This window comes from Kineococcus halophytocola (genome assembly GCF_041276425.1).
Classification (GTDB): Bacteria; Actinomycetota; Actinomycetes; order Actinomycetales; family Kineococcaceae; genus Kineococcus; species Kineococcus halophytocola.
In genome coordinates this window covers 94,776-115,068 of the sequence record NZ_JBGFTU010000005.1, presented here as the reverse complement: position 1 = coordinate 115,068, position 20,293 = coordinate 94,776, and the positions used below count along the sequence as shown (strand labels likewise).

Genomic DNA, 20,293 nt, shown 5'->3' with positions numbered 1-20,293 from the left:
CCGGTGGCGAACGAAGGGACCGTGCGTGGGCGAGACGTTGCCCTTGTGGTCGGTGACGCTGACGGTGGCGGGCAAGGCCACCGAGGTCACGGAGGTGCGCTCGGCGCTGGACCGGCTGCTGGGTGAGCACCCGTTCCTGTCCAGCGTGCGCTACAGCGCGACCCGCGCCGAGCTGCGCTACTGGGACGAGGCCCGCGACGTCGACGACGCCGCGGCGATGGCCCTGCGGTTGTGGCCCGAGCACCGGGTCAGCGCCGGGTTGCCGGACTGGTCGGTGGCGGGGGTCGAGGTCGTCGACCGCGCCACGGTGGAGCACCGCGCCGAGACGCAGGCCGCGGCCCGGCGGCGGCGGGGCCTGCCCGGGCGGCGGGTGCGCACCCTGGACCTCATCGGGGACATCGCGCCCTGGTGAGCCACCGCGGATCGTTCAACGATCGCCGGGTGCGGGCTAGGGTGTCGCCATGACCACCGTCGCGACCCCCGACACCACGCTCGCGGACGCCGTCCTGGACGTCTGCCGACGCGCCAAGGCCGCCTCCCGACCGCTGCGCGTCGCGACGCGGGCGACCAAGGACGCTGCGCTGCAAGCGATCGCCGACGCCCTGGAGGCCGCGACGGACCGCATCGTGGCCGCCAACGGGCGGGACCTGGACCGGGGCCGGGCCGAGGGCACCTCCGAGCACCTCCTGGACCGCCTGGCCCTGGACCCCGCCCGCATCGCGGCCATCGCCGCGGCCGTGCGCGAGGTCGCGGCCCTGCCCGACCCGGTGGGGGAGGTCGTGCGCGGCTCGACCCTGCCCAACGGGCTGCGGCTGCGGCAGGTGCGGGTGCCGATGGGGGTGCTCGGCGTCGTCTACGAGGCCCGGCCCAACGTGACGGTCGACGTGGCGGTCCTGGCCCTCAAGAGCGGCAACGCCGTCGTGCTGCGGGGCGGGTCCGCGGCGCTGGAGTCCAACACCGTCCTGGTCGAGGTCGTGCGCGGGGCGCTGGAGTCCGCGGGGCTGCCCGCCGACGCCGTCACCAGCATCGACGAGCACGGCCGCGACGGGGTCGGCGTCCTGCTGACCGCGCGCGGCCTGGTGGACCTGCTCGTCCCGCGCGGTGGGGCCGACCTCATCCAGCGCGTCGTGCGCGAGGCGACCGTCCCCGTCATCGAGACCGGCGTCGGCAACTGCCACGTGTACGTCGACGCCTCGGCCGACCTGCGCCAGGCCGTCGAGGTCGTCCTGAACGCCAAGACCTCCCGGCCCAGCGTCTGCAACGCCGCCGAGACGGTCCTGGTCCACTCCGCGCTGGCCGCGGACTTCCTGCCGACGCTGCTGAGCGCCCTGCACGGGGCCGGGGTCGTCCTGCACGCCGACGAGCGCGCAGCGCAGGCCGCGCGGGCCGCGGGCGTCCCGGCGCAGGCCGTGACCGAGGCCGACTGGGCCGCGGAGTTCCACGGCCTGGAGATCGCCGTGGGCGTCGTGGACTCGGTGCAGGACGCGGTGGAGCACATCGGCCGGTGGAGCTCGGCGCACACCGAGGCCGTCCTGGCCACCGACGTCCGCGTCAGCGACTACTTCTGCGCCGCCGTCGACTCCGCCGTCGTGGCCGTCAACGCCTCGACCCGCTTCACCGACGGCGGGGAGTTCGGCCTGGGGGCCGAGGTCGGCATCTCCACGCAGAAGCTGCACGCCCGCGGCCCGATGGGGCTGGGTGAGCTGACGACGACGACGTGGCAGGTCCTGGGCGACGGGCACGTCCGGGTCTGAGGGTCACGGGTTCTCGTCGAGGGAGTCGCTCGCGACGAGGTAGGTGGGGCGTTGCTGCAGCTGGACGTACAGCCGTCCCACGTACTCGCCGAGCACGCCCAGGCACAGCAGCTGCAGCGTGCCCACGCCCGCCACGACGGCCAGCGTCGAGGTCCACCCCGGCACCGTCCGGCCGAGCGCGAACGACACGAGCGCGTAGAGCAGCAAGAGCGACGTCAGCAGGGCGCCGCCGAGGCCGAAGAACGAGGCCAGCCGCAGCGGCGCCGTGGACGAGCCGGTGATGGCGTCCAGGGACAGGCGCAGCATCCGCGTCAGCGGGTACTTCGTGCGGCCGGCGCTGCGGGCCTGGCGCGCGTACCCGACGGTGGTGGAGGAGAAGCCCAGCTCGGGGATGACCAGGCGCAGCACCCGGTGCGCCTCGGGCAGGCGCAGGACGGTGTCGACGACCGTGCGGTGGGTGAAGCGGAAGTCCCCGGCCTGCTGCGGGGCGCGCCCGCCCAGGGCCCGCACGAGGCGGTAGAACGCCGCCGCCGTCAGCCGCTTCAGGCGCGAGTCCACCGACCGGTCCTGCCGCACGGCGTAGACGACGTCGTGCCCGCGCCCGGCCGCGGCCAGCAGCCGGGGCAGCACCTCCGGCGGGTCCTGCAGGTCGGCGTCCATCGTCACCACGCCCGCGCGGGCCCGGGCCCGGGCGAGCCCGGCCGACAGGGCGGCCTGGTGCCCGGCGTTGGCCCGCAGCCGCACCACCCGCAGCTGGGGCCAGTCCCGGCGCAGCCGTGCCAGGACGACGGGGGTGGCGTCGGAGCTGCCGTCGTCGACGACGAGGACCTCGTAGCCGCCCAGGCCCTCGGCCAGCAGCCCGTCGAGCACCGGCCGCAGCCGCGCCGCGAACGCCGGCAGCACCTCGGCCTCGTCGAAGGCGGGCACGACGACGGACAGGGCGGGGGCTTCGCGGGCAGGTGGGGGGGACACGGGGCGATCCTGCCGCAGCACCCGCCCGGGGAGCGTGCGAGACTGGCGCTCCGGCCGCACCCCCAGCCGCACCCGACGCCGTACCCGCAGGAGGACCCGACCATGCTGCACGCGCTCGTCGCCGAAGCCGCTCAGCAGACCGAGGAGACGCACGGCGCCGGTCTGCCCTCGCCCTACGTCTTCGGCATCGTCGCGCTCTGCGTCCTGGCCTCGCTGCTCATCGTGACCGTGGCCTTCCGCAGCGTCGGGACCCGTCACTGATCTCGGTCCTGCCGGACGTGCCCGGCCCGCCGCCGTCGCGGCGACCCCGCCTGGGGGTCATGGGGGGCACGTTCGACCCGATCCACCACGGTCACCTGGTCGCGGCCAGCGAGGTCGCGGCCCGCTTCGACCTGGACGAGGTCGTCTTCGTCCCCACGGGCCGGCCGTGGCAGAAGTCGCGCGGGGACATCGCCCCCGCCGAGCACCGCTACCTCATGACGGTCATCGCGACGGCGTCCAACCCCCGGTTCACGGTCTCGCGCATCGACATCGACCGCGGTGGCTTCACGTACACCATCGACACCCTGCGCGAGCTACGCGACCTGCGCCCCGAGGCCGACCTGTTCTTCATCACCGGGGCCGACGCGCTGGCGCAGATCCTGCAGTGGAAGGACGTCGTCGAGCTCTGGTCGCTGGCGCACTTCGTCGGGGTCAGCCGCCCCGGGCACGCCCTGACCGACGACGGGCTGCCGATGGACCGGGTGAGCCTGCTGGAGGTCCCCGCCCTGTCGATCTCCTCCACCGACTGCCGCCGGCGCGTCGCCGACGGCCTGCCCGTCTGGTACCTGGTGCCCGACGGGGTCGTGCAGCACATCTCCAAGCACCGCCTCTACGCCCCCGCGGCGGTGGACGGGCCCGCGGTGCCGGCCGTGGGAGAATCGACGGGCTGAACCCGCCCGACCGACCGCACCGCCCGAGGAGTCCCGTGCCCGCATCCGACCGTTCTCTCGAGCTCGTGACCGCTGCCGCGGCGGCGGCCGCGGACAAGCTCGCGACCGACGTGGTGGCGCTGGACGTCTCGGACCAGCTGTTCATCACCGACGCCTTCCTGCTGGCCTCGGCCCCCAACGAGCGCCAGGTGCGCGCCATCGCCGAGGCGGTGGAGGAGAAGCTCCTGCCGCTGGGGTCCAAGCCGGTGCGCCGCGAGGGCGAGCGCGAGGGCCGCTGGATCCTGCTCGACTTCATCGACGTCGTCGTGCACGTCCAGCACGTCGAGGAGCGCGAGTACTACGCCCTGGAGCGGCTGTGGAAGGACTGCCCGCTGCTGGACCTGCCGCAGCCGGCGACGAGCGACCAGCAGGCGTGAGCGCCCGCCGGGTCGTCCTGTGGCGGCACGGCCGCACCGCCTCCAACGCGCAGAACCGCTTCCAGGGCCAGCTCGACGTCCCCCTGGACGACGTGGGCCGGGCCCAGGCGGCCGAGGCCGCCGCGCACCTGGCCGCGACGACCGACGTCGCCGCCGTCGTGTCCTCGGACCTGTCCCGGGCCGTGGACACCGCGCGCGCCCTGACCGCCCTCACCGGCCACGACCTGCTCCAGGACCCGGCGCTGCGCGAGGTCGACGCGGGCCAGTGGCAGGGGCTGCTGGGGGAGGAGATCGCCCGGCGCTGGCCGGTCGAGCACGCCGCCTGGCGCCGCGGGGATGACGTGCGGATGGGTGGCGGGGAGAGCCGCGGCGAACTGGGCCTGCGCGTGGCCTCGGCCGTCGAACGCCACGCCGCGGCCGTGGAGGGCACCCTGCTCGTCGCCTCCCACGGCGCGGCGCTCAAGACCGCGGTGCTGCGCCTGCTCGGGCTGCCGGTGACGGCGGGCGGGGCGTTCGCCGGGTTCCGCAACTGCCACTGGGCGGTCCTGGCCCGGCGCGGTGAGGGCTGGGTGCTGGAGGAGTACAACGCGGGCCCGGCCGGGGCCGGGGTGGGCGCCGAGGGCTGACCGGGGCCGACCCGGCTGGGCGACGCGGGTGGTCACGACCACCGTCGTTCGTGCGGTAGTGTTGTCCTCGTTGCCGGGGGGAAACCCACGGGGTGAAAGCCTGGTGACGAGAGCAAGGGGCTGTGGCGCAGCTGGTAGCGCACCTCCATGGCATGGAGGGGGTCAGGGGTTCGAGTCCCCTCAGCTCCACCGCAGAAGGGCCCGGACAGTCGTCCGGGCCCTTCGTCGTTCCCCGGCGGGGATCCCGCCGGTCAGCGCGCCGGATGCCAGCCCAGGGCGGGGGCCACGTGCTCGGCGATCGAGCGCATGAGGTGGGTGTTGTAGTCCACGCCCAGGGCGTTCGGGATCGTCACCAGGAGCGTGTCGGCCTCGCGCACGGCGACGTCCTTGGCGAGGTCCTCGGCCACCTGGTCGGGGTCGCCGGCGTACGTCTTGCCGAAGCGCGCCAGCCCCGGTTCCCCGAGCGAGCCGACCTGGTCGGTCGAGCCGCGGTCGCGGCCGAAGTAGGCCTCGTCGAGGTCGTCGACGATGGGCATGACGCTGCGGCTGACGGAGACGCGCGGTTCGCGCTCCCAGCCGGACTCGCGCCAGACCTGCCGGTACAGGGCGATCTGCTCGGCCTGCAGCTCGTCGAAGGGGATCCCGGTGTCCTCGGTGAGCAGGGTCGAGCTCATGAGGTTCATGCCCTGCTCGGCGGCCCAGCGCGCGGTGGCCCGGGTGCCCGACCCCCACCAGATCCGCTCGGACAGCCCGGGGGACTGCGGCAGGACCGGCAGGTGCACGCTGCGCCCGGTCATCCGCGGGTTCGACTCGGCCACCCCGGCCCCGGTGATCGCGCGCCGGAAGACGTCGGTGTGCCGGCGGGCCATGTCGGCCTCGGTCTCACCCTCGGCGGGGACGTACCCGAACGTGGCGGGGCCGTGCAGGGCGGGCTCGGGTGATCCCCGGCTGACGCCGAGCTGCAGGCGGCCACCGGAGATGAGGTCGGTCTGCGCGGCCTCCTCGGCCATGTAGAGGGGGTTCTCGTACCGCATGTCGATGACGCCGGTGCCGAGTTCGATGCGGCTGGTGCGGGCGGCCATCGCGGCCAGGACCGGGAACGGCGCGGCCTGCTGGCGGGCGAAGTGGTGCACCCGCACGTAGGCGCCGTCGAAGCCGAGCTCCTCGGCGGCCACGGCCAGCTCGACGGTCTGGACGAGGGCCTCGCGCGCGGTCCGCGCGGCCGAGCCGGGGACCGGCTGGTAGTGCCCGAAGGACAGGAAACCGATGCGCTTCACGCTCTCATTGAACCAACAACAACCCCCGCCTGTTCCATGATGGGCCGGTGACTTCCCGCGACCTGCCCGACCGGATCAGCAAGGACACCCGACTGTGCCTGTCGCTGTCGGGGCGGCCGAGCAACCTCGGCACCCGCTTCCACAACTTCCTCTACGCCGAGCTGGACCTGGACTTCGTCTACAAGGCGTTCACCACCGACGACCTGCCCGCCGCGGTCGCCGGCATCCGCGCCCTCGGGATCCGCGGCGCCGGGATCTCGATGCCCTTCAAGGAGGCCGTCATCCCGCTGGTCGACGAGCTGGAGGCCTCCGCCGCCGCCATCGACTCGGTCAACACGATCGTCAACACCCCCCGCGACGGGCGCTCGCACCTCGTCGCCCACAACACCGACTACCTCGCCGTCGCCGGGCTGCTGGCCCAGCGCGGCATCACCCCGCAGGGCACGCCCGGCACCGCCGCGGTCCTCGGCAGCGGCGGGATGGCCAAGGCCTGCCTGGCGGCGCTGCGCGACGCCGGGTTCGCCGACCTGCTCGTCGTGGCCCGCACCGAGGCTACCGGCGCCCCGCTGGCCGCGCAGTACGGGGCCCGCTGGCTGCCCGCGCTCGACGGCACCCGCCCGGACCTGCTGGTCAACGCCACGCCGGTCGGGATGGCCGGCGGACCCGCGGCCGGGGACCTGCCCGTCCCCCGCGAGGCCGTCGTCGCGGCGGGGGCCGTCGTGGAGGTCGTGGCCGTCCCCGAGGACACCCCGCTGGTGCGGCTGGTCCGCGAGCTCGGCACGCCGCTGGTCACCGGGACCGAGGTCGCCGCCTGGCAGGCCGCCGAGCAGTTCGCCCTCTACACCGGCGTCCGCCCGAGCGCCGACCAGGTCCGCCGAGCGGGTGAGTTCTCCCGGCGCGCCGTGTGAACCGTGCCCCGTCGGGCCGCACGGACGCCGCGCCGACCGCATGATCGGAGCATGTCGTCACCCGCTCGCCGCCTTGAGCCCGGTCCCGGTGGTGCCGAGGGGGAGAGCGTGACCTCCGCGCCCGGACCCCGCGACGCCGCAGACCCCGCCGTCGCGCCGCCGGCCGCGCCCGCACCCGCGACCGCCCGCCGCCCCGGCTCCCCGGTCCGCGGCCGCGCGGCGGCCCTGGTCCTGGTGCCCGTCACCGGGGCCGTCGCGGTGGTGCTGGCCGCGGTCCTGGCCCCCACCCCCGTGGTGCTCCTCGTGGCCCTGGTCGCGGTGGGGGCGCTGGCCCTGACCCTGGCCGTGGCCCTGGCCGTGACGGTCCGGGCCCACCGGGAGGCCGAACGCTCGGCCGGGTCGCTGCTCGCGGCGCTGGAGGCCGCGCGCGACGAGACGGTGCAGGACCCGGTGACGGGGCTGCTGAACCGCCGCGGGCTGGTCCTCGTCGGGCACCAGGTGCTGGAGTCGGCGCGCCGTTCGGGGGGTGCCGTGCACGCGTGCGTCGTCGAGGTCACCCCCGGGGTCCAGCTCGGCGCCGGCAGCCGGTCGGTCGAGGAGGTCCGCGCCGCGCGCGAGGCCGAGTGGGCCGCGGCCGCCACCGCCCTGCGGGCGGCGACCCGCACGTCCGACGTCGTGGCCCGCGAGGGCGAGGGCCGCTTCGTCGTCCTCGGCCCGGGCGCGGGGCTGCACGCCCAGGAGCTCGAACGGCGCCTGCGGGTGGGCCTGGCCCAGGGCCGGCTGGCCGGGGGCGGGGACCGCACCGCGCGCCTGGCCGTCGAGGCGGGGGCCGCGGTGCTGGCGCCGTGGGACGAGGGCGGGGTCAGCGACCTGCTCGTGCGGGCCGAGCAGGCCCTGGCCCAGCGCCGGGCCCTGCGCCGCAGCGTCCCGGCGCACGGGTGGGGACGCCGCCGCAGCGACCGGGGCGCCCGTCCCGAGCGGCCCGGGGCCTGACCTGCCCACCGTCGCCGCGACCGTGTCGGAGTAGGCTGTCCCGGTGTCCTCCCGCCGACTTCCCAGCCGGTGCTGAGCTGCTGCGACCTCGCAGGTGCTCGCACCGAGACCCCTCCTGCGCGAGGGGTCTTCCGCTGTCAGGGGCAGGTCGCAGGTGCGGGACGCACGCGAGCACCGGGAGGACGAGATGACTGACGTGTCGGTCGAGCAGACCGAGAGCCGTGACGAGGAGCGCTACGACGCCTTCGCCCTGCAGGAGAAGTGGTTGCCCGTCTGGGACGACCTCAAGCCCTTCCGCAGCGGCGAACCGGGCGACGAGCGCCCCAAGAAGTACGTGCTCGACATGTTCCCCTACCCCTCCGGGGACCTGCACATGGGTCACGCCGAGGCGTACGCGCTCGGCGACGTCATCGCGCGGTACTGGCTGCAGCGCGGGTTCGACGTCATGCACCCCATCGGCTGGGACGCGTTCGGCCTGCCCGCGGAGAACGCGGCCATCAAGCGCGGGCTGGACCCGCGGCGGTGGACGTACGACAACATCGCCCAGCAGCGCGCCTCGATGCGCCGCTACGCCTGCTCCTTCGACTGGGACCGCGTGCTGCACACGTCGGACCCGGAGTACTACAAGTGGAACCAGTGGCTGTTCCTCAAGCTGTACGAGAAGGGCCTGGCCTACCGCAAGGACTCCCTGGTCAACTGGGACCCGGTCGACCAGACCGTCCTGGCCAACGAGCAGGTCCTGCCCGACGGCACGTCGGAGCGCTCCGGGGCCAAGGTCGTCAAGAAGAAGCTGACCCAGTGGTACTTCCGGATCACCGAGTACGCCGACCGGCTGCTGGACGACCTGGACCGCCTGGAGGGCCAGTGGCCGTCCAAGGTCATCTCGATGCAGCGCAACTGGATCGGCCGCTCCACGGGCGCCGAGGTCGAGTTCGTCATCGAGGGTCGCGACGAACCCGTCACGGTCTACACGACGCGCCCGGACACCCTGCACGGGGCGACGTTCATGGTCGTCGCGGCCGACTCGGACCTGGCCGGGGAACTGGCCGCGGGGTCCGCCCCGGAGGTGCGGGAGGCGTTCGAGGCGTACCGCACCACGGTGCAGGAGACCTCGGACATGGACCGGCTGGCCTCCGAGCGCGAGAAGACCGGCGTCGACCTGGGCCGGTTCGCCGTGAACCCCGTCAACGGTGAACGGCTGCCGATCTGGGCCGCCGACTACGTCCTGGCCGACTACGGCACCGGCGCCATCATGGCCGTGCCCGCCCACGACCAGCGCGACCTCGACTTCGCCCGCGCGTTCGGCCTGCCCGTCCGCGTCGTCGTCGACGTGCGCGACGCCGACGGGAACCCGCTGCCCGACCCCGCCGAGTCGGGCGAGGCCACGGCCGGCGACGGCGTGCTGGTGAACTCCGGTCCGCTGGACGGCCTGGACAAGCAGGCCGGCATCGCCAAGGCGATCGAGGTGCTGCAGGCCGAGGGCAAGGGACGGCCGGCGAAGAACTACCGGCTGCGCGACTGGCTGATCTCCCGCCAGCGGTACTGGGGAACGCCCATCCCCATCGTGCACACGCAGACCGGTGAGGTCCCCGTCCCGCAGGACCAGCTGCCCGTGCTGCTGCCGCCGTCGGAGGGCCTGAACCTCACGCCCAAGGGCACGAGCCCGCTGGGGGCGGCGGAGGACTGGGTGAACGTGCCCAGCCCGGTCGACGGGAGCCCCGCGCGCCGGGACCCGGACACGATGGACACGTTCGTCGACTCGTCCTGGTACTACCTGCGGTTCGTCTCCCCGGACGACGACACGAAACCCTTCGACACCGACCTCATCGGCCAGTGGGGTCCGATCGACCAGTACGTCGGCGGGGTGACCCACGCGATCCTGCACCTGCTGTACGCGCGGTTCATCACCAAGGTCCTGCACGACCTGGGGTACCTGCCCTTCGACGAGCCGTTCACCCGCCTGCTGAACCAGGGCATGGTGCAGATGGACGGGTCGGCCATGAGCAAGTCCAAGGGCAACCTCGTCCGGCTGTCCGACCAGCTCGAGGAGCACGGCGTCGACGCCATCCGGCTGACGATGGCGTTCGCGGGCCCGCCCGAGGACGACATCGACTGGGCCGACGTGTCCCCGTCGGGGTCGGCGAAGTTCCTGGGCCGCGCGTGGCGGCTGGCGCGCGACGTCACCTCCCCCGCCGGGGCCGACGTCACGACCGGGGACGTCGCCCTGCGGCGGGTGACCCACCGCACGCTGCACGACGTCGCCGGCCACGTCGAGGCGTACCGGTTCAACGTGGCCGTGGCGCGCGTCATGGAACTGGTCAACGCCACGCGCAAGGCCATCGACTCCGGCCCGGGCGCGGGGGACCCCGCCGTGCGCGAGGCCACCGAGGCCGTCGCGGTCGTGCTGTCCCTGTTCGCCCCGTACGTCGCGGAGGACATGTGGTCCCTGCTCGGCCACGAACCCGCCGTGGCCCGCGCGGGGTGGCCGGCCGTCGACGACGCGCTGCTCGTCCAGGACACCGTCACGTGCGTCGTGCAGGTCAAGGGCAAGGTCCGCGACCGCCTCGAGGTGGCCCCGGACATCACGGGTGAGGCGTTGCAGGAGCTGGCGATGGCCTCGGAGAAGGTGCAGGCGGCCCTCGCCGGGGCGGGGATCCGGACGGTCGTCGTCCGCGCCCCCAAGCTGGTGAACATCGTCCCGGCCTGATGGCCGGTCTTCTCCCGCCGTCCACCCCGCGGCTGCTGCTGCGGCGGTGGACGGCGGGCGACCGCGAACCCTTCGCGGCGATGAACGCCGACCCCGAGGTCGTGCGGCACGTCTCCGGCGACCCGCTCGACCGGGCGGCCTCGGACCGGCTCGCGGACTACGCCGACGGGTGCTTCGACCGGCTGGGGTTCGGCCTGTCCGCCCTCGAACGCCGGGACACCGGCGAGTTCATCGGGTTCACCGGCCTGCACCGGATGCGCTGGTACCCCGAGGACGTCGAGATCGGCTGGCGCCTGACGCGGTCGGCCTGGGGCCACGGGTTCGCGACCGAGGCCGCCCGCGCGTGGGTCGAGCACGCCCGGGGTCTGGACCTGCCCCGGCTCATCTCCGTCGTCGCCCCGGACAACGCCGCCAGCCTGGCCGTCACCGGCAAGCTGGGGATGACCCAGGGGTGGCGCGCCGAGCGGGAGGGGCGGCCGCACGTCGTCACGGTCCTGGACCTCTGACGCGCGGCCGCCCCGGGCTCAGGCGGGGATCAGGCGGGGATCAGGCGGGGATCAGGCGGGGATCAGACCGGGGAGCTCGGACTCCGCGATCGGGAACCCGGGGAAGCGGGTGAGCCGCACCAGCGGGATGGCCCGCATCATCGCCCCGTGCTGGGGGTCGAACACCATGCCCGCCCACTGGGTGTCCTCGAGGCGCTCGCGGACGACAGGACCGGCGCCCGGGTGCGCCAGCCACACGTCGAGCTCGGAGTCGACCTGCAGCGGGACGCTCGCGTCGTCCCCGGGCAGCGTCACGGTGGTCGCGAGCCGCACGTCGCGGGAGGAGGCGCCCACGCGGATCCCGAACTCCCCGCCCTCCACGACCCAGCGGCCGGTCGCGCTGTGCCAGAACGAGAACGCGCGCTCGTCCAGGGCGATGGAGACCTCGCGGGCCTGACCCGGTTCCAGGGTGAGGCGGGCGAAGCCCTTGAGCTCGGCGTCGGGCCGGAACACCGTCGCGTCGAGGTCGGCGACGTAGACCTGGACGACCTCGCTGCCCGCGACGTCCCCGGTGTTGGTGACGGTCACGTGGACGTCGACGCCGCCGGCCGTGCGGGGTTCCACGCGCAGGTCGGAGTACCCGAACGTCGTGTAGGACAACCCGTGCCCGAACGCGGCGGCCACCGGCAGGGAGTGCGCGTCGTACCAGCGGTACCCGATGAGCAGGCCCTCGCCGTAGCGGACGTGGCCGTGCTCGCCGGGGAAGTTCCCGACCGCGGGGTTGTCGCGGAAGTGCACGGGGATCGTCTCGGCCAGCCTGCCCGAGGGGTTGGCCACCCCGGACAGCAGGTCGGCGACGGCGCCGCCGCCGGCCTGCCCGCCGAGCCAGCCCTCCAGGACGGCCGGGACGCGGTGCTGCCAGGGTTCGAGGTTGACGACCGAGCCGTTGGCCAGCACGACGACGGTGCGGGGGTTGGCCGCCACGACGGCCTCGAGCAGGTCGAGCTGCTCCGGCGGCAGGTTCGTGTGCTCGCGGTCGTAGCCCTCGGACTCGTAGGAGGCGGGCAGGCCGAGGAACAGCACGACGACGTCGGCGGCCGCGGCGTGCTCGGTGGCCTCGGCCGCCAGCGCCCGCGCGGCCTCGCCCGTGGTGTCGGAGGCGTCGGTCTCGGGGACGTAGCCGGGGGCGAACGTCACCTCGCGGGAGCCGTCGAACTGCGCGCGCAGCGCGGTGAGCGCGTCGTCCAGGCGGGTCGGGTTCACCTGCGAACTGCCCGCGCCCTGGTAGCGGGGGGTGCGGGCGAACTCCCCGACGACGGCGATCGTCCCGCCGGTGGGGGCCAGCGGCAGGATGCGGTCCTCGTTGCGCAGCAGGACGGCGCTGCGGACCGCGGCCTCGCGGGCCAGGGCGTGGTGGGCCTCGACGTCGACGGTCCCGGGGTCGGCCAGCGCCGGGCGGGACTTCTCGACGAGTTCCAGGACGCGCAGGACGGCGCGGTCGAGGTCCCCGGTGCTCAGGGTCCCCATCGCCACGGCCTCCACGATCCGCTGCGTGCCGGCGCCGGAGGAGGAGGGCATCTCCAGGTCCATCCCGGCGCGCACGCCGTCCTCGCGGACGTTGACCGCGCCCCAGTCGGAGACGACGAGCCCCTCGAAACCCCACTCCTCGCGCAGGACCCGGGTCAGCAGCCAGGGGTCCTCGGAGGCGTAGACGCCGTTGATGCGGTTGTAGGAGCACATGACCGTCCACGGCTGGGCGGTGCGGACGACCCGTTCGAAGGCGGTGAGGTAGATCTCGCGCAGGGTGCGCTCGTCGACGTCGGCGGAGACCGTCATGCGCTGGGTCTCCTGGTTGTTGGCCGCGAAGTGCTTCAGGGAGGTCCCGACGCCCTGGCTCTGCACGCCCTGGACCAGGGCCGCGGCGAGGTCGCCGGCCAGCACCGGGTCCTCGGAGAAGTACTCGAAGTTCCGTCCGCACAGCGGGGAGCGCTTCATGTTGACGCCGGGGCCGAGCAGGACGGACACGCCCTCGGCGCGCGTCTCGCGCCCCAGGGCCTCACCGACGCGGCGCAGCAGGTCGACGTCCCAGGAGGAGGCGAGGCCGGCGGCGGGCGGGAAGCAGGTGGCCGGGACGGAGTTCGCCAGGCCGAGGTGGTCGGCGTCCTGGGCCTGCTTGCGCAGCCCGTGGGGGCCGTCGGTGACCATGAGCGCCGGGATGCCGAGGCGTTCGACGGGCTCGGTGTGCCAGAAGTCCGAACCGTCCAGGAGGGCGGCCTTCTCCTCCAGGGTCAGCTCGGCCAGCAGGTCGGTCGGTGAGCGGGTGACGCCGGTGTCGGTCATGGCCGCAGGCTACGCCCGAACACCTACCGAGTGGAAGGTATTGGTGGTAGGAAGGTCCCGTGGCCGCACGCGGGGAGTACGCCAGGGGCAGGGCCCGGCGCGAGCAGATCCTCACCGAGGCCGTCGGGCTGTTCGGCGAGTCGGGCTACCGCGCCGCGTCGCTGCGCGACCTCGCCGCCCGCTGCGGGCTCACGCACGCGGGACTGCTGCACCACGTCGCCAGCAAGGAGGCGCTGCTGCTGGCCGTGCTGGAACGCCGGGACGTCGAGGACGCCGCGCTGGTGCCCGCCGACCCCGCCCCGCCGGGGGAGCAGCAGTTGTCCTACCTGCTGGACGTGGTGCGCCGCAACACCTCCCGCCGCGGGATCGTGGAGCTGTTCTGCGTCCTGTCGGCCGAGGCGACCTCCCCGGACCACCCGGCCCACGCGTTCTTCGACCAGCGCTACCGGCGGGTCGTGGCGACCCTGACGGCGGCCTTCACCGACTGCGGGCACCCCGACCCCGCCTCCGCCGCCCGCCGGCTCGTGGCCGTCATGGACGGGTTGCAGGTGCAGTGGCTCCTGCACCCCGACGACGTCGACATGGTCGAGCAGGTCCGGGCGCAGGTGGAACGGGAACTGGGGACCGCGAGGTGCCCGGACGCCGGCGACGGTTCTGCGTCAGGGCGCCGGTGACGGTCGCCGCGTCGAGCCCGCGGCGGCCCGCGGACCGGCCGGTAGGTCCACCCGAGGGGACGGCCGCCTGTAGCAGCCCGCTGCTCCGCTGGTGGCGTGAGGACGATCAGCCAGCGCGAGCTGCGCAACGACAGCGGCAGGATCCTCCGCGAGCTGCGTGACGGCGAAGAGTTCGAAGTCACCATCAACGGCGAGAGCTTCGGCATCCTGACGATGACCCCACCTCCGGCCAAGCCCCAGCGGTTCGTCCGTGCCGACACCCTCCGAGCTCTCTACGCCGACGCGCCCCTCAGCGCCGAGCAGGCCGACGACTGGAAGCGGGACGTCCGCGAGGTCTTCGACGACGAGGTGGACGACCCGTACGCCCGCGCGTCCCGTCGTCGGGAACGGTGACCTCGCCCGTGGCCGTGCTGATCGACAGCGACGTGCTCATCGACGGGATCGTCGTCGACGGCGCCTCCATCTCCATCCTGACCATGTTCGAGCTGGCCGGCGGGATCGACAGCGTCGCCGACCCCGAGGTTCGGGCGGCGCGACAGCGCCGGTACGACGTCGCCGCAGCCGTCTTCGACCCCTTCCCCGTGTCCCGGCGGGTTCTGGACGCCCACCACGACATCGACTCGGCCGTGGTGGCGACCGGTCGCAAGCCCAGGCCCCGGCGCTTGGACCTGATGATCGCGGCGACCGCTCGAGCGCACGACCTCGCGCTCATCACCGCCAACCTCGACGACTACCGGGGGTTGGGCGCGCTGCTCGACGTGAGGAGCCCCTGACGCGCTGCTGAGACGGGCCGGTGGTGGTCGAGGTGCGTCCCTGTCGCGCCCTGGCCGAGCGCAGCGCGGAACGCGGGATGACCGGTAGATCACTCTGCAGCTACCCCCCCCGGGTGGGCACGGGCTGTCCCCTCGCGCAGTCCATGCCCACTGGTTGGCCGGCTACGACAGCGGGTCTTGGTGATCTGCAGGACGGGACGCGTCGCGCCGGGCCCACTTCGCGCCGGCAGCCACCAGCGCAGTCCCGACGAGGAGGACCGTCGTCAGTTCGGCTGCGGTGGAGAGCATCTGGTGGCGATCGACCCCGCTGAAGGACAGCAGCGTCAAGTACAGGTAGGGCAAGGCAGTCACCAGGACCGCCACGAACCACCGGCGGCCGGTCAGGGAGGCGATGGCGCCCGCAACGACGCAGACCGCGCTCAGGGCCAGGACGGCGACGCTGAGCGAGTGCATGCCTTGGTCGGCGTACCCGGGCCGGTAGAAGCCCTGGAAAGGGTTCCAGATCGTCGAGGTGTCGGCCTGGCTCAGTTGGGTGGCGGCCAGCGCTCCGGTGAGCGCGATGTACCCGGCGGCCATCCAGCCTCGGGTGGTGCGGGCAGTGGGTAGGCGCCCCGTCGTACTCAGCCCCGCGGCCAGGGCCAAGGGAGCCAGCACGTAGACCGGCGGGTGCGGGATGACCCGGACGATGCTCAGCAGCAACGCGCCGGCGGCGGCACCGGCCAGCAGCCAGCGCCCCAGCTGAGCCCGCCCGGCCAGGGTGAGGAGCAAGGCGAGCACCCACAGCCCGTAGATGACGGGCCCGGCGGTCTGGATCACGGGGGCGACGTAGCTGGAGGATGAGCCGTCGGTCAGGGTGGTGACCGGTGCTGTTCGCCAGGGCCAGGTGATCTCACCGAAGGCCACGATGACCGTGGACACCGCGGCCCCCAGCACCAGGCCCAGCATCGCGATGCGGTCACGGACGGCTGTGGGCAGGAAGGAGAACAGCCGCTCCCAGCGGGTCTGCAGTCCGCCGGTGAGCAGGTCCAGGTGCACTCCCCAGGAGGGGCGGTGGGCCGGGGCACGGCTCGCGCTGGGGTCTTCGTCGTGCTGATCGTGCATGTCCATCAGCACGCCGAGGATCTCCTGTTCGCGGTGGGCGCGCCAGGAGCGGGGGTAGGTGCGCAGCAGCAGTCGGCACCGGGCTTCGTAGCGTCCGGTCGTGCTCATGGGGTCACCTGCGAGGTCGCTGCAGAGGTTGCTCCGTGGGTGCGCAGGCGCACGGTGGCGGCCTCGACGTTGGCGCGTAGGCGCTGCGTCTCGCGTTCCAGCGTGCCTGCGCCGGTTGAGGTCAGGGAGTAGTAGCGGCGCAGGCGCCCGTCGACGACTTCCTCACCGCTGAGGGCGATGAGTCCTTCGTCGGCCAGGCGGTCCAAGGCTGCGTAGAGGGTGCCGGGCTTGAGGCGGACGCGGCCGCCGGAGAGGTGGGCGACTTCCTGGGTGAGCGCGTAGCCGTGCTGCGGCTGGCCGGCCAGGGCGGTCAGCAGCAGGAAGGTCGGTTCGCGCATCTCGCTCGATGCCATGACCCGAACATAGTCAGTCAGACGATGCATACCGATCGTTTGACTATGGCGTGTCGCTGCACTGCTTGGTCTGGTGCCACCGCTCCGACGATGCAGGTCATCCTCAATTCGCCAAGACCGTGACGTCCGTGACCGAGCAGTCGGCGCACTGCAGGTGAGTCGTCGATGCCTCTCGCACGCTGCTCGCCTCGCGGCACCCGTCCGCCGGCTCCGTGCCCACCGCGCGCGTCGCCTGGTGCAGGGGCGAACTCCGCACTGCGCGGTGACCGGTGCGGCGCACCAGGGCGGGGTCTCAAGGTCGGGAAGTGCCTCCACCTCGACGGCTGGGAGTTTCACCGATGTCCTGCGACGTGATACCAGGAACCGGGGACGACGACCGGCCGGTGACGTCCCGGGCTCCACAGGGGGCGGTGGGCACCGCGCCGTCCACAGCGGCCCCCGCGTCCGGCCCGCAGGACCCCGGGGCTGCCTAGGTTTCCCGGGTGTCCACGTCCCCCTCCCGCCGCGACGCGGCGGTCCGTGCCCGCGCCCTGGCCGTGCGGCAGTTCCGGACGGCCGGGGACGGGCTCGACGACGAGCTCGACGACGAGATCGACGACGAGCTCGACGACGAGATCGACGACGAGCTCGACGCTGAGTTCAGCGATGAGTTCGACGACGGGCTCGACGCGCACCCCACGGGTCCCCGCGCGGCCCCGGGGGTGGTGGGCGAGTGGTCGCGGCGCCTGGCCGACCGCACCCCGCCGGGGTGGCGGGCGGTGCGGCTGCGGGTGGGTCCGCGCGCGGTCGCCGGTGCCGTCCTGGTCTGCGTCCTCGTCGCGGCCGGGCTGGGGTTCGCCGCGTGGCGGTCCTGGCCCGACCCCGCTGCGCCGCAGGGCCAGGCGCTGCCCGCGCGCACGGCGCCGGTGGCGGTTGCGACCGGGAGCGCGCCGGACCCCACCACCGCGACACCCTCGAAGACGTCGAGCCCGGCCACCGTCGTCGTGCACGTCGCCGGCCGCGTGCTGCGGCCGGGGATCGTCACCCTGTCCGCGGGCAGCCGGGTGGCCGACGCGCTCACGGCCGCGGGCGGACCCGCGCCGGAGGCGGACCTGGACGCGCTCAACCTCGCGCGCGTCCTGCAGGACGGTGAGCAGGTGCTCGTCCCGGCCCCCGGCCAACCGGGAGCGGCGGTGCCGGCCCCGGCGGCGGGCGCGGCGGGACCGGCCGCACGGGTGGACCTGAACTCCGCCACGGCCGCCGACCTCGACGCGCTGCCCGGGGTGGGGGAGGTCCTGGCCGGGCGCATCGTGGCCTGGCGCGAGGAGAACGGGCGGTTCAGCTCCGTGGAGGACCTGGGGGAGGTGCGGGGCATCGGCCCGAAGGTGCTCGACGGCCTGCGGGACCTGGTGAGCGTGTGAGCGCGGACCACCCGGCCGGGCCCGGCGCGCCCCGCGCGGTGGGACCGCCACCGGTGCCGGTGGACCTGCGGCTGGCCGCGGCGGCGCTCGCGGCCTGGGGCGCCGCGTTCGCCGCGACCGGCCACCCGGCCGTCGCGGGGTGGGTCCTCGCGGGGTCCGCGGCCCTGCTCGTCGTCGTCCTCGGCGTGCTCCTGCGGCGCGGGCGGGGTGCCCGCCTCGCGCTGGTCCTCACCGCGACCACGCTCGTGGTGTTCTCGGTCTGCCTGCAGCACAGCCGGTTCACCGCCGCAGGCGTGCAGGACCTGGCGCAGCGCCGCGTGTCGGGGGAGTTCTCGGCCGTCGTCACCGCCGACCCGCACGCGCTGCCGGCCCGGCGCGAGGGCGAACCTCCACGGGTCGTCCTCGACGTGCGGCTGACCGCCGTCGATGCGCGGGGTTCGACGCGGGAGCTCGCCGCCCCGGCGACGGTGTTCGCGGCCGCCGAGGAGTGGGCCGACGTGCGCTGGGGGGACCGGCTCGTCTTCCGCGGCCGGCTCGGACCGGCCGACCCGGGGGAGCGGTCCGTGGTCACGGTCGCCGCCGGTGACCTGCTCGGCACCGACCGCCCCTCGGGGGTGCTGGAGGTGTCCGAGACCCTGCGCCGGGGGTTGCGGCAGGCCGTGTCCGGCCGCCCGCCCGACGTCCGCGGGCTGCTGCCCGGGCTCGTCGTGGGGGACACCTCGGCGTTGCCGCCGGACCTGGAGGCGGCGATGCGCTCGGTCGGCCTGACCCACCTCACCGCCGTCAGCGGGTCGAACACGACGCTCGTGGTGGGGTTCCTCGTCCTGGCCGCCTCGTGGGCGGGGTTCGGGCGACGGTCCCGGCTGCTCGTGGCCGGGGCCGGGCTGGTGGGTTTCGTCGTGCTGGCCCGGCCCGAACCCAGCGTCCTGCGGGCGGCCGTGATGGGCGGGGTGGGGATGGCGGGGCTGGCCGCGGGCCGTCCCGTGCGGGGGATCCCGGTCGTGGCCGGCGCGGCCCTGGTCCTGCTGGTGGCCGACCCGTGGCTGGCCCGGGAGTTCGGGTTCGTCCTGTCCGTGCTGGCCACGACGGCGCTGGTCCTGCTGGCCCGGCCGTGGGCGGACCGGCTGGTGCGGGCCGGAGCCCCGCGGGTCGTGGCCTACGCGCTGGCCGTTCCCGTGGCCGCGCAGGCGGTGTGCGGTCCCGTCGTCGCCCTGCTGCAACCGGCGGTGAACGTCGTGTCCGTGCCGGCCAACGTGCTCGTGGCGCCCGCCGTCGGCCCGGCCACCGTCCTCGGCCTGGCCGCCACGGTGCTGTCCCCGTCCTGGCCGGCCGGGGCCACCGTGCTCGCCTGGCCCGCGGGCTGGTGCGCGGCGTGGATCGCCACGGTCGCGCGGGTCGCGGCCCGGGTGCCGACCTCGGTGGCCGTGCCACCAGGCGTGGCCGGGGTGGTGGTGGTGGCGCTGCTGACGGTCCTGGTCCTGGGCGCGGTGGCCGCGACCCTGCGGTGGCGGCACGGTCCGGGCCGGCGGTGGCCGGCCCTGGCCCTCGTGCTCGTGCTGTCCGCGGCGCTGCTCGTGCGGTGCGCCCCGCGCTGGGGCGGCCCGGCGGGCCCGTGGCCACCCCCGGACTGGCTCGTCGTGGGCTGCGACGTCGGTCAGGGCGACGCGGTCGTCCTGCGCTCGGGGCCGGCTTCGGCGGTGCTGGTGGACGCCGGCCCGGACGACGTGCTGGTCGACGGGTGCCTGGACCGGCTCGGGGTGGACCGGCTCGACGCCGTCGTGCTGACCCACTTCCACGCCGACCACGTCGGCGGCCTGGCCGGTGCCCTGGCCGGGCGGGAGGTGGGGGTCGTCCACGTCTCCCCGCTCGCGGTGGAACCGGCCGCCGCCCGGGTGCGCGCGCAGGCCGGGGCCACCCCGGTCGTCCCGCTCAGCGCGGGGGAGACCGGTGGCGCCGGGCAGGTCACCTGGACGGTGCTCGGGCCCGCGCCGGACGTGGCGGGGGTGCGGGACCCGGACTCCGCGCAGGTCAACGACTCCAGCGTCGTGCTGCTGGCCGACGTGCAGGGGGTGCGGGTGCTGCTGACCGGGGACGCCGAGCGAGAGGAGCAGCGGGCAGTGCTGGCGCGGTGGCCGGCCGGGGCGGTCGCGGACGTCGTCAAGGTCGCCCACCACGGGTCCCCGACGCAGGTGCCGGCGTTGTACGCGGCGGCCCGGCCGCGGGTGGCGCTGATCGAGGTGGGGGCGGTCAACGACTACGGCCACCCCGCGGCCTCGACGCTCGACGTCCTGGCCTCGACCGGGGCGCGGGTGCTGCGCACCGACACCGGCGGGGACGTCGCCGTGGCCGGGACGGCGGCGGCGCTGCGGACGCTGGACCGCGGGCCGGACGCGCGCCAGGCCGAGCGGCGGGCCCGGTACGGCAGCGGGTGAGCGCGCCGGGACGGGGCGGTGCGCACGGGAGCGACGACGACC

Annotated in this window: 20 protein-coding genes and 1 tRNA gene; 16 read left to right on the top strand and 5 right to left on the bottom strand. The window is 74.7% G+C overall.

Going from position 1 to position 20,293, the window contains the following annotated elements:
- The first annotated feature begins 25 nt into the window (after positions 1 to 25).
- A complete protein-coding gene (locus AB2L27_RS05730; protein WP_370440514.1) occupies positions 26 to 412 on the top strand; it encodes a hypothetical protein in 387 nt (128 codons plus the stop codon).
- A gap of 49 nt (positions 413 to 461) precedes the next feature.
- On the top strand, positions 462 to 1,754 hold the full coding sequence (locus tag AB2L27_RS05725) for a glutamate-5-semialdehyde dehydrogenase (protein WP_370440513.1): 1,293 nt from the start codon (positions 462 to 464) through the stop codon (positions 1,752 to 1,754).
- 3 nt (positions 1,755 to 1,757) lie between these two features.
- Here AB2L27_RS05725 and AB2L27_RS05720 read toward each other — a convergent pair whose 3' ends face one another.
- Positions 1,758 to 2,726: a glycosyltransferase family 2 protein gene (locus tag AB2L27_RS05720; RefSeq protein ID WP_370440512.1), complete on the bottom strand. Its 969-nt coding sequence runs from the start codon at positions 2,724 to 2,726 to the stop codon at positions 1,758 to 1,760.
- Positions 2,727 to 2,828: 102 nt separating this feature from the next.
- Between AB2L27_RS05720 and AB2L27_RS05715 the strand changes: the two genes are divergently transcribed.
- The 5 genes from AB2L27_RS05715 to AB2L27_RS05695 all read left to right on the top strand — a co-directional run bounded on the left by AB2L27_RS05715 (position 2,829) and on the right by AB2L27_RS05695 (position 4,889).
- A complete protein-coding gene (locus tag AB2L27_RS05715; protein ID WP_370440511.1) occupies positions 2,829 to 2,987 on the top strand; it encodes a hypothetical protein in 159 nt (52 codons plus the stop codon).
- 17 nt (positions 2,988 to 3,004) lie between these two features.
- Positions 3,005 to 3,658 (top strand): nicotinate-nucleotide adenylyltransferase, encoded by a 654-nt coding sequence (gene nadD, locus AB2L27_RS05710; protein WP_370440510.1) that lies wholly within the window; start codon positions 3,005 to 3,007, stop codon positions 3,656 to 3,658.
- A gap of 35 nt (positions 3,659 to 3,693) precedes the next feature.
- Complete coding sequence (gene rsfS, locus AB2L27_RS05705; RefSeq protein ID WP_370440509.1) at positions 3,694 to 4,074, top strand: ribosome silencing factor; 381 nt, start codon at positions 3,694 to 3,696, stop codon at positions 4,072 to 4,074.
- A complete protein-coding gene (locus AB2L27_RS05700) occupies positions 4,071 to 4,700 on the top strand; it encodes a histidine phosphatase family protein (RefSeq protein ID WP_370440508.1) in 630 nt (209 codons plus the stop codon). The genes rsfS and AB2L27_RS05700 overlap by 4 nt, the downstream gene beginning before the upstream one ends.
- Positions 4,701 to 4,816: 116 nt before the next feature.
- Positions 4,817 to 4,889, top strand: a tRNA-Ala gene (locus tag AB2L27_RS05695).
- 62 nt (positions 4,890 to 4,951) lie between these two features.
- On the opposite strand, the gene AB2L27_RS05690 is transcribed toward AB2L27_RS05695, so the two are convergent.
- The gene (locus tag AB2L27_RS05690) at positions 4,952 to 5,977 is read right to left on the bottom strand and encodes an LLM class flavin-dependent oxidoreductase (protein WP_370440507.1); all 1,026 of its coding nucleotides are present in this window, start codon (positions 5,975 to 5,977) and stop codon (positions 4,952 to 4,954) included.
- Between the two features lie 47 nt (positions 5,978 to 6,024).
- Here AB2L27_RS05690 and AB2L27_RS05685 point away from each other — a divergent pair, with 47 nt between their 5' ends.
- The 4 genes from AB2L27_RS05685 to AB2L27_RS05670 all read left to right on the top strand — a co-directional run bounded on the left by AB2L27_RS05685 (position 6,025) and on the right by AB2L27_RS05670 (position 11,091).
- Positions 6,025 to 6,885 (top strand): shikimate 5-dehydrogenase, encoded by an 861-nt coding sequence (locus AB2L27_RS05685; RefSeq protein ID WP_370440506.1) that lies wholly within the window; start codon positions 6,025 to 6,027, stop codon positions 6,883 to 6,885.
- A gap of 108 nt (positions 6,886 to 6,993) precedes the next feature.
- Positions 6,994 to 7,878, top strand: coding sequence for a diguanylate cyclase domain-containing protein (locus AB2L27_RS05680; RefSeq protein ID WP_370440505.1), 885 nt, complete (start codon positions 6,994 to 6,996; stop codon positions 7,876 to 7,878).
- 187 nt (positions 7,879 to 8,065) lie between these two features.
- Positions 8,066 to 10,585, top strand: coding sequence for a leucine--tRNA ligase (gene leuS / locus AB2L27_RS05675; RefSeq protein WP_370440504.1), 2,520 nt, complete (start codon positions 8,066 to 8,068; stop codon positions 10,583 to 10,585).
- Positions 10,585 to 11,091, top strand: a complete 507-nt coding sequence (locus AB2L27_RS05670) for a GNAT family N-acetyltransferase (RefSeq protein ID WP_370440503.1) — start codon at positions 10,585 to 10,587, stop codon at positions 11,089 to 11,091. Before leuS ends, AB2L27_RS05670 begins: the two co-directional genes overlap by 1 nt.
- 51 nt (positions 11,092 to 11,142) lie before the next feature.
- Here AB2L27_RS05670 and AB2L27_RS05665 read toward each other — a convergent pair whose 3' ends face one another.
- Positions 11,143 to 13,410 (bottom strand): glycoside hydrolase family 3 C-terminal domain-containing protein, encoded by a 2,268-nt coding sequence (locus AB2L27_RS05665; RefSeq protein WP_370440502.1) that lies wholly within the window; start codon positions 13,408 to 13,410, stop codon positions 11,143 to 11,145.
- Positions 13,411 to 13,469: 59 nt separating this feature from the next.
- Here AB2L27_RS05665 and AB2L27_RS05660 point away from each other — a divergent pair, with 59 nt between their 5' ends.
- The 3 genes from AB2L27_RS05660 (at position 13,470) to AB2L27_RS05650 (ending at position 14,857) form a co-directional block, all read left to right on the top strand.
- Positions 13,470 to 14,084, top strand: coding sequence for a TetR/AcrR family transcriptional regulator (locus AB2L27_RS05660; RefSeq protein WP_370440501.1), 615 nt, complete (start codon positions 13,470 to 13,472; stop codon positions 14,082 to 14,084).
- Positions 14,085 to 14,180: 96 nt separating this feature from the next.
- Positions 14,181 to 14,477, top strand: coding sequence for a type II toxin-antitoxin system Phd/YefM family antitoxin (locus AB2L27_RS05655; RefSeq protein ID WP_370440500.1), 297 nt, complete (start codon positions 14,181 to 14,183; stop codon positions 14,475 to 14,477).
- Positions 14,478 to 14,485: 8 nt separating this feature from the next.
- On the top strand, positions 14,486 to 14,857 hold the full coding sequence (locus tag AB2L27_RS05650; protein ID WP_370440499.1) for a PIN domain-containing protein: 372 nt from the start codon (positions 14,486 to 14,488) through the stop codon (positions 14,855 to 14,857).
- A gap of 162 nt (positions 14,858 to 15,019) precedes the next feature.
- Here the strand turns inward: AB2L27_RS05650 and AB2L27_RS05645 are convergent, their stop codons facing one another.
- Both AB2L27_RS05645 and AB2L27_RS05640 read right to left on the bottom strand, forming a co-directional pair.
- On the bottom strand, positions 15,020 to 16,066 hold the full coding sequence (locus AB2L27_RS05645) for a hypothetical protein (RefSeq protein ID WP_370440498.1): 1,047 nt from the start codon (positions 16,064 to 16,066) through the stop codon (positions 15,020 to 15,022).
- Positions 16,063 to 16,419: a PadR family transcriptional regulator gene (locus AB2L27_RS05640; RefSeq protein WP_370440497.1), complete on the bottom strand. Its 357-nt coding sequence runs from the start codon at positions 16,417 to 16,419 to the stop codon at positions 16,063 to 16,065. The genes AB2L27_RS05645 and AB2L27_RS05640 overlap by 4 nt, the downstream gene beginning before the upstream one ends.
- Before the next feature lie 482 nt (positions 16,420 to 16,901).
- On the opposite strand from AB2L27_RS05640, the gene AB2L27_RS05635 reads away from it, so the two are divergent.
- Both AB2L27_RS05635 and AB2L27_RS05630 read left to right on the top strand, forming a co-directional pair.
- Positions 16,902 to 17,819, top strand: coding sequence for a ComEA family DNA-binding protein (locus AB2L27_RS05635; RefSeq protein ID WP_370440496.1), 918 nt, complete (start codon positions 16,902 to 16,904; stop codon positions 17,817 to 17,819).
- Positions 17,816 to 20,251 (top strand): ComEC/Rec2 family competence protein, encoded by a 2,436-nt coding sequence (locus tag AB2L27_RS05630; protein ID WP_370440495.1) that lies wholly within the window; start codon positions 17,816 to 17,818, stop codon positions 20,249 to 20,251. The genes AB2L27_RS05635 and AB2L27_RS05630 overlap by 4 nt, the downstream gene beginning before the upstream one ends.
- Positions 20,252 to 20,293: the final 42 nt, after the last annotated feature.

Coding starts and splice junctions, on each gene's coding strand:
- AB2L27_RS05725 (WP_370440513.1), top strand. CDS start 462: ATGACCACCGTCGCGACCCCCGACACCACGCTCGCGGACGCCGTCCTG.
- AB2L27_RS05715 (WP_370440511.1), top strand. CDS start 2,829: ATGCTGCACGCGCTCGTCGCCGAAGCCGCTCAGCAGACCGAGGAGACG.
- leuS (WP_370440504.1), top strand. CDS start 8,066: ATGACTGACGTGTCGGTCGAGCAGACCGAGAGCCGTGACGAGGAGCGC.
- AB2L27_RS05670 (WP_370440503.1), top strand. CDS start 10,585: ATGGCCGGTCTTCTCCCGCCGTCCACCCCGCGGCTGCTGCTGCGGCGG.
- AB2L27_RS05665 (WP_370440502.1), bottom strand. CDS start 13,410: ATGACCGACACCGGCGTCACCCGCTCACCGACCGACCTGCTGGCCGAG.
- AB2L27_RS05645 (WP_370440498.1), bottom strand. CDS start 16,066: ATGAGCACGACCGGACGCTACGAAGCCCGGTGCCGACTGCTGCTGCGC.
- AB2L27_RS05640 (WP_370440497.1), bottom strand. CDS start 16,419: ATGGCATCGAGCGAGATGCGCGAACCGACCTTCCTGCTGCTGACCGCC.